Below are 12,529 nucleotides of genomic sequence, written 5' to 3'. Positions count from 1 at the left end.
CAGGTTCGCGGCCTCACGCCGGTACTCCGGCGTGTACTTCTTGCGCTGTTGACTCACAATGAACATCCTCTCCTACGGACACAAGATCCGTACAAATAGGGTGTCCACTAAACGAGGGTAACCTCAGGGGCAACTACGCCAAGCGTAGGTTGTGCAAGCGGTGCGACAAGTTATCCCCGAAGACCAGCCAACCATAAACTATTCAGGCCATCATTCCTATCACGGGGTGGTGGCCTTTTTGCTGCCTGAATCGCGACTAGACCTAGTGGGTGTCGAACCCGCGTCACCAGCGACACCACACTTAACACAAAAGTCTAAAAGAAATCTTTCTGACCAGGTCTTTTAGAGCTTCGTTGTGGGGTGAGATGCTGGAAATGAAAAAGGACTACCTTCGTGCATTTGTATCACAAAGGTAGTCCTAATAGTTGTTTGCACTCAATAAAGGATACAAAGCCCCTGGCAGCCATCGGGTGCTCGATACCCGTATTTTCCCTTGAAAACAAAGGTTTTAACGCAGTCGTTAACTGCCTGCATCTCACTTGTAGTTGCTTGCCATTCCGTTCGGCACCACGACGGCTTTATCGCACCTCGTGTTGAGTGAACCCACGCTTGTTAGACCACGCGAACATCGTGCAATGGTGAACCTTCAACTGTTTGATGCTCTGAACTCAAAATGGTACGAACCAGCTCATAACCAAATTTCCGAGTCCCACTGATATAAGCCTCAAATACATCTTTAGCAGGAATCATCCACTGACCGATCTTTGATGGCATCGGCGATGATTCATCAAACAGTCCGGGAAGTCGAACCTCAGCGGGGCGCTCCATACAATCACCGTAAGAAGGAAACACGAATACATTTGCAATTTGCTTAATTTTGTTCTCGTTAATAAATTTCGCAAACGCTCTTTGGTAGAGAAACTGTTTTGTAATGGATTCGATTCCCGGTGCATTCTCGACTGAATCTTCAAAAGTAGGAGCATAGTACTTTGCGTCCACAATCAGCATGTACCTTCCAAGTCCCTCAAACGCACCAATCTTCACCGTATCCGGAGTCAGCGTATGAGCAGCCTCGTTTTCGGAGCCGTCGGTAAGTACCCAGACAGGTTTAGGAATCTCGTCAATGAGCGTTTTGTTGTCTTTGCCTGAACTGGTGAACTGCTGCGCATCCTTGTTCGTAGGCAGATTGGTCTTGAGGTCATCACTAAAAACAAACTTGCATGCACGCTCCCACACCAAATTGAAAGCAGTGGTGCCGAGTGAAAAAATGGATGACACAGAAGATTCCAAACCTGAGCCCTCGACATATGCCAAAAGCAAGTTCAGAGTTTCTTGCTTCCAAGTTACGAATTCCAGCGAAAGCGAACGTTTAAGTGCTGAGATAAGGTACTCTCTGTCCCCAATCTCACTTAAACAGCGAGGAGCCTCAATCTTGTCATCGATTCCTACTATTTGACCGATAAATGACTTATCGACAATGTCAAGGCATTCTGCAACTACAGCTTTGTGAATATCACTGACCAAATCATCAGTTACCACAGTCGATTGATGGGTTACTACGTCCAAATACAAAGGACGTCCATTCTGAAAAATAGGTTCACAACGGCTAATAGTTTGTAGCCAATTGGTCACTCCATTGCCGTTTAGTGCAAGATAGTTTTGAGTTCTGGAAAGCAACCCATGCTCAAGATAGCTCTCAACAAGCGCCAGTACCAGAGCACTACGACTAGTGCCAGATTCCATAAGGTCTTCTGGTTCTCCAATCTGACTCAGATAAGCGTGCTCCTTTTGAAGCACCTTTAAGATCAGAGCAAAATGGTCTTCATCGAATCCGTATTCTTTGAGATACTTCGGCCCAAGCAAAAACACAAAGTCCTGAAAAGCTACGACACCACAAAAGTTGTAGTAAAACCTGTCTTGTTCACTAACCTTTGCCAGCAATCCGAAACCAGAGCTTTTATCGACTTTCCGGATTACATTCCTGATTGCCAGTTCCTTAATGACTTCTACAGTTTCACTAAATGGCAGATCGAGAACATTTGAAAGGTCAGAGACAGTGAACTGATTAAGCTCAAGTTCCTTGATTATCTTCACTAGCGGAATCCTCCACTTGAACGGCTAAAGTGTCGACATCAGTCTCATCGATTTCTTCAATCGAAGGGAGATCATTAAAAATCTTGTGCCCGAAGGCATCGAACTCCGCCTGCAACATAGCAAAAGTTTTCCGACCGCCATCGACGAATACCGCTTCTCTTCTAGACTTAGCGACATCTTCGAACAGATATAGCAGAACTTTGTTCTTGAAGGCTTTGTTGAAGACATCTGCATCTTCAAAAGTTCGAGGCGGTAGGAAGAATGTTCCAAGCAGCTTATCCTCATTGATTCGCAGATCAATAAGGCGCTGATTTATAGCCTTTCGCAGATCGTTCCAGCGTACACGCACCCGCTGAGCTCCAAGCTCCACCACATACTCAAGAATGTCTGATTCATTCTCGTTTACATTTAGATATTGAAAATCCCACCTTCGCCTAAACGCGGTATCCATGGGGAATACCCCCTGGTCTGCACTGTTCATCGTTGCCCAAAGATACAGATTTGAAGGTAACTTGAGCTCCCCACAGCTAAGTAGATTCTTCAAGAGAATTGAGTTCGTTTCAGCGCCGTAACGAGAACGCACATATTCAAGTACTTCAGCTGCTACACGAATGCTATAGGTGCTCTCTTGGGTAGGGCTTCGATCTAAGAGCTGGAAGACATCGCCAAACACCGAGGCGGGGTTAGAACGGTTGATCTCCTCTACTATTAGAAGAAAATCCTGCTCAGGGGTGGCCAATGCTTGTAGAGTCGCCTCGAAAAGCGGACCCGGAACAAAGCGGTATTGAATTTCTGTTGCTCCCGACGACGAATCATCGTTCGCGACGCTAATCGGCTTATATGACCCAAAAAATTGTGGATAGCCGTAGTCCGGATAGAACGTGATGCGGCGGATGTTCTCACTTGAGAAGTGGGTATTTGCCAGCTTTGACAGCGTCCTGGACTTACCGACACCTGGAGCGCCAAAATAAATCAGATTCCTACTTAGGCCACTAACTTGCGCTGCTGGAATAATGTCAATTTGCTCCTTTGCCCCAGTCAGTCTCTGCAAAAATGGTAGAGGATCAATACTCCCCGAGAATTCAGATGGATACTGCTGAGATAGCCCTTGCAATAGCTCCGTACGGGCCGTGTTTAGCTTCTCAAAGTCAAACTGATCCTCGCCTGCGAAGTACTTTTGAAACTTTATGATCGCATTTTTAGCGGATTCAGAGATTGCGAGTTGCTCAATATCCAAACTAAGCAAATCAGTGACACGAGCTTGGATATCAAGTTTAAAGAATCTAAATTCTTCTGCTGTTTCCCCTTGGAACTTCTTACCGGAGACAACAACATCGCGCACGAGAAACTGAAATGCATTAGCGGAAAGCTGATCGACGCCTAACCACATTGAACGAACCCAATAATTTTTGTGGGCAAGCGGCGAGTGTTCTACAAAACTACTTTTTCCGACTCCTGTTGGTTCCGGGAGCAGCAGCGCAACGCTCAACAATCGACTAGGGTTCGGTCTGCCATCGACCTCCAATTTTACAGATTGGCTCCCCTTACCTCTTGGCTTAATGAGGTAGTTGACGCCCGCGCTTCCGCCGAGACTGATGGTTTGAGACTTTCCATCCCCATCAGTGAATTGCAATGCAAACTGTGCGGTTGCACCGTCCAGCTCACGCGGCGAAGTTGCCTCACCGTCCAGCTCAAAAGTTCCGCCAAGAAACGCTTGACCCCCACCACTGTTTGCGTTGTAATCGAAGTGAAAATCAAAGTCTTTACCTTCATAGGTTTTATAGCTCTGAACTTCGGCGAAGTAGCCGTGTTTTACTGCCATAGTCGCACTACCTTTCCTGCTCGAAACTCAAAATAGATGACGCTACTGCTTTCGCGAGAAGCGGGGGAACGGCGTTCCCAATTGCAAGTTCAACGGAAGTTGTCGCTCCCTGCAATACAAAATCGTCAGGGAAACTCTGAATTTTTGCTCTTTCTCTTGTTGTCAGAGATCGAACACCTTCTTCAATCGAGGCAGCATCTGCTGTATGTTTACGATAGTTTTTTGGGATCGGCCGATTTATTCCCCTAATCGTTGCTGCGGGCTCATTCACAGAGAAGACAGCCCTACGGGCGTAACTTCGAGGATGCATGTAATAGAAGTCAGTATTTAGACTTTCGCCAAAGTACTCTGCCACCGTCATAGGCTCTTCGAAAGCGTATTTTTGAAAATAGGAATCGAAGAATCCGTCAGCTTCATCCATCCGACCTACAAGAAAGTACCTTTTCCGCTTTTGGGGAACACCAAAATAGCTTGCATCAAGTACTGTTTCACTCAACCCGTAGCCGGCATCTTTCAATACTTCTTTCAACCGGCTGAGAGTTTTAAATCGCTGAATGTTATACACGTTTTCGAACAAAACCCATGTCGGCTTAACGCTCGCTACGATTTCACCAAACCTGATTGTTAGGTTTGCCCGCTCCCCTTCTTGGCGCTTACCGGAAATAGAAAAGTCCTGGCAGGGGGGTCCACCAGCAACTATTTGTGGAGCAAATGAGGATAAAAACTCTTCAGACTCTGGTTGGGAAAGATCCAAGTCCAAGATGGGATGTTCAAAATTTGCTTCATAAATTTCTCGAGCTGCTTTCCAATGATCCACAGCAGCTACTACTTCAATGCCGGCTAGTTCTAGCCCTTTTGATAGGCCACCACATCCAGCAAAGAGATCAATTGCTTTCATGGCGAGTCACCTCCTGGACGCAGATGTGGTTACGAAGTGTTTCAGCTACGTAGGCGGCAAGATTAACAGGTACCGCATTTCCGATGAGTTGATTCTGATCGGATTTGCTACCGCAGAATTTAAATCCCTTGGGGAATGTTTGAACCCTACTTCTCTCGGAAACAGTCAGTGTTCGCACTGATGAGATCGGGGCGCTGTCGTTTGGGTGCCCTTTATACCCAGGAGGAATGGGGCGTTCTACACCGCGAATAGTCATTGAGGGTTCATCGACACTAAAAACACCTCGTCGCGAGTAGTTTGTCGGAACCCTGAAATAATGTTCGATTTCTAGCTCATTGCCGAAGTATTCCCTCATAGTGAGCGGCTTCGTATCCTGACCTTCAATTAGGGCTTTTTCTAGACGGGCATTCTCGCCGCCAAGTTCGCCAATAACAAACAAACGCTTTCGCTTCTGAGGGACGCCACACAAGGCTGCGTCTAGTGTGACTACTGAGAGGCCGTATCCGTTTGACGAAAACAGTTGTAGTGCATTTTGAAATGATTGGTAGCGATAAGCTGTCGCGACATTTTCCATGACAAACCATGCTGGTTTAATCGCTGCCACTGTTTCTGCGAAAGAGATCGACAGAGCCGCACGTCCACGAGTCTCATCTTGGTGACCTGCGGTTGAGAAGTCTTGACATGGTGGACCGCCGATAATCAGATCAATGTTGTAGTCTGCAAGAACGGACAGGGTGCCATCAACATCCGACAGGTCATGCTGAAGAACTACATGATCAAAGTTGGCTTTATATGTGTCTACAGCCGGTTGCCAATGGTCGATACCAAGCTGAATATCAAAACCTGCACGCTGGAACCCCAACGACATGCCTCCGCACCCAGCAAAGAGGTCGACTACCTTAAGACTTTGTCCATCTGAAATCCGACTCACACCCGATCTTTGAAGCTAATTCCGGCAATTGCCTAGTCAGCAATTTTACCTCAGGATGCCACCAAAGTCTGGCTTCGGCGCGGGCATGAAAAGCAGCATCGACATGTGCCTGATAGCGAGTCAACTATTTGCCGCGCAGTTCAAAAACTATTTGAAAAGCTAGACGGAGTCTCGCTCCATCTTTGCCCTAAGGCGAATCCTAAGATACACTTGTAAGCATGTTAGCGAACAAGAGTAATCGGAGCCGCCGCCATGGATAGTCACCTAAAGTTTGGGAAGTTCATAGAGACCAAGCGCAAGGCGGCACAGCTGACCATGCGTGCCTTTGCCGAAAAGGCAGACATGACTGCACCGTACCTCTCTGACATCGAGAAGGGCCGCCGCGCTGCCCCTGACAGCAAGCTCGAAACCATCGCTACCGCCCTGGCGCTCACCCCTGCCGAGCGGGAAGAAATGTACGATCTGGCGGCTCTGACCCGGGATGATCAGACTCCTACTGACCTAACTGAGTACATCCGGGAAACCGATAACGCTCGAGTCGCGCTTCGTCGCGCTAAGGATCGCAACTACTCTGACAAGGACTGGCAGAAGATCATCGACATCATCGAAGGCGACGGTGGCCGCCGTTGACCAATGTCCACATCCCTTACCTCGAGCGCTTCACCATCGAAGCAATGGCAATGAACCTGGTCAACGCAACTTTCGGTAAAGACGCAGTCCATGAGCCCTGCATCATCGACATCCATTACCTGGCCGAGTTTCAACTCAACGCCACCATCGACTACCACCGCCTCTCGACTGACGACACCATTCTTGGGCTATCCGTCTTGCGTGATGGCAAGGTGAACACTTTTGGGCCGCGTGGCGGCAAGCGTCGAGTGCAACTCTCTGAAAACACCATCGTTCTGGACAGCAAGGCGCTCGCGGACTCACCTGAATGCAGGGAGCGATTCACGGTGGCGCACGAGTGCGGGCATCTGCATTTACACAAGAAGTGCTTCGAGCATACAAACTCCGTGCTCGCTCCGATTCAGGAGCATCGTGTTGACCCGCTTGATGGGTGCGAGATGCCACAGAAGTATGCCAGTTCTGCTGAGTGGCAGGCTAACCAGTTTGGCGCAGCCCTACTGATGCCGCAGCCTGCGTTTCGCCTAGCGTTTAAAGACCTCGCCCCTGGTGGGTGGTTTTCCATTGAAGATCAATCAGAGAAGGAGGATATCGTGCAGGCACTTGCCGATTTGTTTGGCGTTTCGCGTCAGTCGGTTGCTATTCGTATTGACACGTTGAAGCTCGCCGCATAAAGGGTATGCCCACCTGAATGGTTGGCGTACCATTTTTTTACCCACTTTGTTCACAAGTTTGCTAACAAGTAAACACATGATGAAAGGACCGGTGACAATCGGAAGTTGAAAACCATCAAGAACGCAAAAGGCAAAACAATCTGCAAGGTCGACGAAGACTTGGAACTCATCGAAATACAAGTCAAAGGATGCCGCACCTACCTCTGGTTCGAACAAGGCCACGTCTTCAGCCTCAACGAACCCATCCCGCAAGACAGACTCCACAAACGAGCCTGACGAGCAAACACCTTTTTCATAACTGAATAACTAGATCACTTCATTCGATCCGTTAGAACCGCAAAGACGGGCAAGGATCACGCAAACCACTACCTCAGAGCAGGTAGATGCGTGATTCTGCCCGTCTTTCGCATTCTTGCGGACCGGCGCTTCTTTCGGATCCCTACCGAAAGGCACAAGCGCCATGGAAATCACCATCCGCGACAACGACAACCTCATCACCCTCGATATCCCAGAGGGCGACTTCACCGAAATGATTAGGCGCGACCAAGAAACCCGCGCCGCCGAAGCTGGCCACCCCGTTGAGCCACGCACAGCACAAGTCATCATCGATGAGCTGAACCGCAAGGAATACAACGGCTGGCACCAGCACAACCGTCAAGACCGACAAACCTCAAACATCAGCCTCGAGGCATACAACGAACACGGCAACCAGGCCGACATCGCCACCCATGGCGCAGACCGCTCCTGGGAGCTGATGGAACTAAGCCGCGCAATCAACCGTGTGGTCGCAGATCTCCCACCGCGCCAGCTGCAGGCTTACCAGCTTGTGGTCGAAGAAAACCACTCTGTCACCGAGGTCGCCCCAATCATGGGCATCTCTAAAGCTGCTGTCTCCACGCTGCTTGGAAAGATCCGCGAAAAAGTCGCACAAGAAATTTCAGAACAGGGGCTTAACAAATGAGCGCTCAGTGGCCTACTAGTGAGAACAATCCGGTTCTCACCTACAGATTCGACCGGAAGGAGCCCCACACGATGGGTTCACGACTCAAGCTCAAGGTCACCAAGACCCCCGCACCTGACGCCATGCTTGCGGCAAAGAAAACCAAAGTAACTGGCCGCATGATGCGCCGCATCTTCGGCACCACCACCCCACAGCACCAAATCGCTGTCCTGCTCCCAGGCAAAGACATTGATGCAGTCGAGGTGCAGGTAACCCGCAAAGATGATGACCTGATGGCGTTGGCTGACGCGATCAGCCGCCACCCCTCCACCGTTGCACGAAAGGCTGGTGAATAAACCATGGCGAACTTGATGGAACTCAACGCCCGCATTGATGCGTTAAACAAGCTGGCCGAAGCAGCCTGCGCAATCGCAAAGTCACTCGAGAACGAAGCCTGGGAACATTGCGACCACGGCTTTGCACCAACCAGCGCAGCAGAACTCTTAACCCCAGCAATCCTGGAACAGCTCACCCCTGAAAACCGCCCAGCACCCAAGCAGCCACCAGCACAACAGACACCTGCAGAAGAGGCAGCGCCTGAGCCTGTAGTGCCAGAGGTTTCTTTGGTTCAGTTGCGCACCGCTCTGGCGGCAGCTTCGCAGGCAGGTCACACCGATAAGGTGCGAGCACTGATCGAGCAGACTGGTGTCTCGAAACTCAGCGAGGTTGACCCTGCAAAGTACGGGTGGCTCCTTGAACAGGTTCAGGAGATCTCCTCATGAGCCCCACCCAGCATGCAACCTTGAGCGCGTCTGGGTCGCACCGATGGCTGAACTGCCCGCCCTCAGCTCTGCTTGAAGCTGCCTACCGTAGCGAGCACGGTGATGATTCATCACCTGCCGCCGCTGAAGGCACCGCCGCACACGCCTTGTCGGAGTGGAAAATCCGCACAGCACTCGACCACCTCAAGCAAGATGCCGGCAAACGCCCGGTCTCTGAGTGGGACGGCCCAGAGATGGAAACCCATACCGATGACTACGCCCAGTTCGTTTTAGAGCGCGCGAAGCACGCCTTTGGTGAGGATGCGTCTGCGGTGGTGGCAATTGAGCAGCGGCTGGATTTCAGCCACCTCGTCCCAGGCGGTTTTGGCACCGCAGATTGCTTGATTATCAGCGGTAACCGCATGGAGGTCATCGACTTCAAATACGGACAAGGCGTGCTGGTGGAAGTTGAGCACAACCCGCAGGCCATGCTCTATGGGCTTGGTGCGCTGAACGTGTTTGGGCAGCTCTACGACATCGACACCATCACGCAGACCATTCACCAGCCAAGGCGAGAAAACATCTCCTCTTGGACGCTCACCCGTGCTGAGCTCGAGCACTGGGGCGAGACCACGGTCAAGCCAGCCGCAGAGCTCGCCGCGAACGGTGAGGGTGAATTCCAGGCCGGCACCTGGTGCCAGTTCTGCCGTATCGCCGCAACATGTAAGAAACGAGCAGAAGCAAACCTTGCCCTTGCACGCCATGAGTTCAAACCCGCAGTAGAGCTCACTGATGCGGAAATCAGCGAGATACTCACCCAGATTCCGCTCCTGACGAAGTGGGCGTCCGATGTGGAGGCCTACGCGACTGGGATGGCGGTCAATCAAGGCAAGAAGTGGCCTGGCTTCAAAGTCGTGGAGGGTCGCTCGATCCGCAAATACAAGAGTGAAGCAGAAGTCGCTGCCGTTCTTGAAGCTGCCGGGCACACCGATATTTGGATGAAGAAGCTCGCGACCATCACCGCCCTGGAAAAGCTCCTGGGCAAGAAACAGTTCAACGAGCTGCTCGGTGACCTGGTCATCAAACCTGCAGGCAAACCTGCACTAGTGCCAGAGGCCGATAAGCGCCCGGCAATGAACATTCAAACCGTGAATGACGAATTCACACCAATCACTAACGAAGGGAAATAACACCCATGTCTGCAACCAAAGTAATCACCGGTGAAGTACGCCTGTCCTACGCTAACGTGTGGGAGCCAGCCTCTATCCAGGGCTCAAAGCCGAAATACTCGGTGTCGCTCATTATTCCGAAGACCGACACTGCAACCATCCAGGCAATTGAGAACGCTATCGATGCCGCCATCGAACAAGGCATCGCAAAGTTTGGTGGCAAGAAGCCAAACAAGGCAGCCCTCAAGCTCCCGTTGCGTGACGGTGACACCGAACGTGATGACGAGGCTTACGCAGGCAGCTTTTTCTTGAACGCGAATGCGAACGAGAACAAGCCGCCACAAATTGTGGACGCACAGGTGCGACCAATCCTTGACCGCGCAGAAGTGTACTCCGGCTGCTACGCCCGCGTCAGCCTGAACTTCTACGCGTTCAACACGAACGGCAACAAGGGCATCGCTGTCGGACTCGGCAATATCCAGAAAACCCGCGACGGCGAGGCTCTTGGTGGTGGTCAGGCTTCTGCTGAAAGCGAATTCACCGCATTCGGCACCACCGCCCAGGACGATTTTCTGAGCTAACCACTCACCGATTTGGGGGTGGCATCACAAATTCCTGTGGTGTCACCCCTGCTCTTTCTTTTTCTCTGACTTCGTTAGGTAGCTTCATGCATCAGCTCTCCATCGACATCGAATCCTACGGCCCAGAACCACTCTCCCGCACAGGCGTATACCGCTACGCAGAACACCCAGAATTCCAACTTCTCCTGTTCGCCTACTCGATTGATCACGCCCCGGTGCAGGTAGTTGATATTGCAAACGGCGAACAGCTCCCTTCTGAGGTGGTCGATGCGTTGTTTGATACGAGCGTGGTGAAGTCGGCTTTCAACGCGACTTTCGAGCGCATCTGCATCTCCGCCTACCTGCGCAAAACGCACCCAGAGCTTCTGGACGCTGGGTTTTTGGATCCTCGCGGGTGGCAGTGCTCGATGGTGTGGGCAGCAACCCTCGGCCTGCCACAGTCACTAGATCAGGTCGCTCAAGTGCTTGGTTTGCAGGCTCAGAAAATGGTTGAGGGCAAGAAACTCATCTCCAAGTTCTCAGTACCAAATCGCAAAGGCCAGCAAACCACAGCCGCAGACGACCCAACATCATGGCTCTTGTTCAAGCAATACTGCAGCAGAGATGTGGAAGTTGAACTGGAACTTCAAAGTGCTCTCTCCTCCCGCCCGGTACCGGCAAGTGAGTGGGAGACGTATTGGCTTGACCAAACCATCAACGACCGCGGCATTCTCATCGACCGCAATCTCGCAGATAACGCAGTCGTGGTTGATGATGCCTACCGCGAGCGCCGCCTACATCATGCTCGGAGGTTGACTGGTTTGGAGAATCCGAATTCGCCGATTCAGCTCAAAGAGTGGCTGGCTGAGAATGGGTGTGAGTTGGAGTCGCTGACGAAGGATGCTGTGGCTAAAGCCCAGGCTGAAGCGAGTGGTGTGGTGGCTGAGGTTTTGGAGTTACGCGGTGAGTTGTCGCGTTCATCAGTGAAGAAGTACCAGGCTATGCAGAACGTGGCAGGTGGTGATAATCGTGCGCGTGGGCTCATTCAGTTCTATGGCGCAGGGCGCACAGGCAGGTTTGCTGGCCGTCTTATTCAAGTGCAGAATCTGCCACGAAACTATCTGCCTGACCTGGCTGAAGCTCGGGCACTGGTTTCTGTTGGTGATGGTGATGCTTTGGAGCTGCTGTATCCCTCCGTGCCGGATACGCTCAGTCAGCTTGTGCGCACTGCTTTCATTCCGAAACGTGGGTGCAGGTTTGTGGTTGCAGACTTCAGTGCGATTGAAGCCAGGGTGATTGCGTGGCTTGCTGGTGAGGATTGGCGGCTAGAGCTCTTCGAGCAAGGCGGCGACATCTACTGCCAATCAGCATCAGAGATGTTTGGTGTGCCGGTTGAAAAACACGGCCCAAATGCGGAACTTAGGCAGAAAGGCAAAATTGCTGAACTAGCCTGTGGCTATGGCGGCTCAGTTGGTGCGTTGAAGGCTATGGGCGCTCTCGACATGGGACTCAAAGAAAATGAGTTGAAGCCGCTGGTTGACGCTTGGCGTTCCGCCAACCCTGCCATTGTGAAACTTTGGTGGGAGCTGGAAGCAAAAACTATCGAAGCGATCCAAACTCGCACCCCACAACACCACGCAGGACTCATCATCACCGCTACCCGCGAACTACTCACAATCCAGCTGCCCTCTGGTAGGAAACTCGCGTACCAACAGCCCAAGCTCGAGGTGAACCAGTTCGGCCGTGATGCGATCACCTACATGGGTCTCACCCCATCGCGAAAGTGGGGCAAGTTGGAGACCTACGGTGGAAAATTGACTGAGAATGTGGTGCAGGCAATCGCCCGCGATCTCCTCACCCATGCTCTCCACAATGTCAGCAGAGCTGGGCATGAAATCGTGATGCACGTACATGACGAAATCGTGGTCGAAACCGCAAGCGCCACCGTCACCGAGATTTGCGAGCTGATGAGCCAAACACCAAAGTGGGCAGTTGGGTTACCGCTTACCGCTGACGGGTACGAATGCGGTTTTTACCAGAAGGATTAGGTACC

General features: G+C 51.4%; 12 protein-coding genes. 8 read left to right on the top strand and 4 right to left on the bottom strand.

From position 1 onward, the window contains the following. Window positions 1-612: 612 nt before the first annotated feature. The 4 genes from NQ018_RS08800 to NQ018_RS11635 are packed head-to-tail and all read right to left on the bottom strand — an operon-like array spanning window position 613 to window position 5,745. Window positions 613-2,094, bottom strand: coding sequence for an LlaJI family restriction endonuclease (locus tag NQ018_RS08800; protein WP_257060425.1), 1,482 nt, complete (start codon window positions 2,092-2,094; stop codon window positions 613-615). Then, a complete protein-coding gene (locus NQ018_RS08795; RefSeq protein ID WP_257060424.1) occupies window positions 2,072-3,916 on the bottom strand; it encodes an AAA family ATPase in 1,845 nt (614 codons plus the stop codon). The genes NQ018_RS08800 and NQ018_RS08795 overlap by 23 nt, the downstream gene beginning before the upstream one ends. A 7-nt stretch (window positions 3,917-3,923) precedes the next feature. Beyond that, complete coding sequence (locus NQ018_RS08790; RefSeq protein WP_257060423.1) at window positions 3,924-4,814, bottom strand: DNA cytosine methyltransferase; 891 nt, start codon at window positions 4,812-4,814, stop codon at window positions 3,924-3,926. Beyond that, complete coding sequence (locus tag NQ018_RS11635) at window positions 4,801-5,745, bottom strand: DNA cytosine methyltransferase (protein WP_257060422.1); 945 nt, start codon at window positions 5,743-5,745, stop codon at window positions 4,801-4,803. Before NQ018_RS11635 ends, NQ018_RS08790 begins: the two co-directional genes overlap by 14 nt. A 252-nt stretch (window positions 5,746-5,997) precedes the next feature. On the opposite strand from NQ018_RS11635, the gene NQ018_RS08780 reads away from it, so the two are divergent. From NQ018_RS08780 to NQ018_RS08745, 8 genes are all read left to right on the top strand, one after another. Further along, complete coding sequence (locus NQ018_RS08780) at window positions 5,998-6,375, top strand: helix-turn-helix domain-containing protein (RefSeq protein WP_257060421.1); 378 nt, start codon at window positions 5,998-6,000, stop codon at window positions 6,373-6,375. Then, complete coding sequence (locus tag NQ018_RS08775; protein WP_257060419.1) at window positions 6,372-7,046, top strand: ImmA/IrrE family metallo-endopeptidase; 675 nt, start codon at window positions 6,372-6,374, stop codon at window positions 7,044-7,046. The genes NQ018_RS08780 and NQ018_RS08775 overlap by 4 nt, the downstream gene beginning before the upstream one ends. A 460-nt stretch (window positions 7,047-7,506) precedes the next feature. Continuing rightward, window positions 7,507-8,007 (top strand): RNA polymerase sigma factor, encoded by a 501-nt coding sequence (locus NQ018_RS08770; RefSeq protein ID WP_257060418.1) that lies wholly within the window; start codon window positions 7,507-7,509, stop codon window positions 8,005-8,007. A 71-nt stretch (window positions 8,008-8,078) separates the two neighbouring features. Further along, window positions 8,079-8,342, top strand: coding sequence for a hypothetical protein (locus NQ018_RS08765; protein WP_257060417.1), 264 nt, complete (start codon window positions 8,079-8,081; stop codon window positions 8,340-8,342). A 3-nt stretch (window positions 8,343-8,345) separates the two neighbouring features. Then, the gene (locus NQ018_RS08760) at window positions 8,346-8,768 is read left to right on the top strand and encodes a hypothetical protein (protein WP_257060416.1); all 423 of its coding nucleotides are present in this window, start codon (window positions 8,346-8,348) and stop codon (window positions 8,766-8,768) included. Next, a complete protein-coding gene (locus tag NQ018_RS08755) occupies window positions 8,765-9,937 on the top strand; it encodes a DUF2800 domain-containing protein (protein WP_257060415.1) in 1,173 nt (390 codons plus the stop codon). The genes NQ018_RS08760 and NQ018_RS08755 overlap by 4 nt, the downstream gene beginning before the upstream one ends. After that, entirely contained in the window at window positions 9,934-10,497 is a 564-nt protein-coding gene (locus NQ018_RS08750) for a DUF2815 family protein (RefSeq protein WP_257060428.1), read from the top strand. Before NQ018_RS08755 ends, NQ018_RS08750 begins: the two co-directional genes overlap by 4 nt. Window positions 10,498-10,583: 86 nt before the next feature. Next, on the top strand, window positions 10,584-12,524 hold the full coding sequence (locus tag NQ018_RS08745) for a DNA polymerase (RefSeq protein ID WP_257060414.1): 1,941 nt from the start codon (window positions 10,584-10,586) through the stop codon (window positions 12,522-12,524). Window positions 12,525-12,529: the final 5 nt, after the last annotated feature.

The organism is Corynebacterium kozikiae (assembly GCF_024580965.1).
GTDB lineage: Bacteria > Actinomycetota > Actinomycetes > Mycobacteriales > Mycobacteriaceae > Corynebacterium > Corynebacterium kozikiae.
Note: the sequence above shows the minus strand (reverse complement) of the source record. Positions and strands in the feature narration are given on the sequence as shown.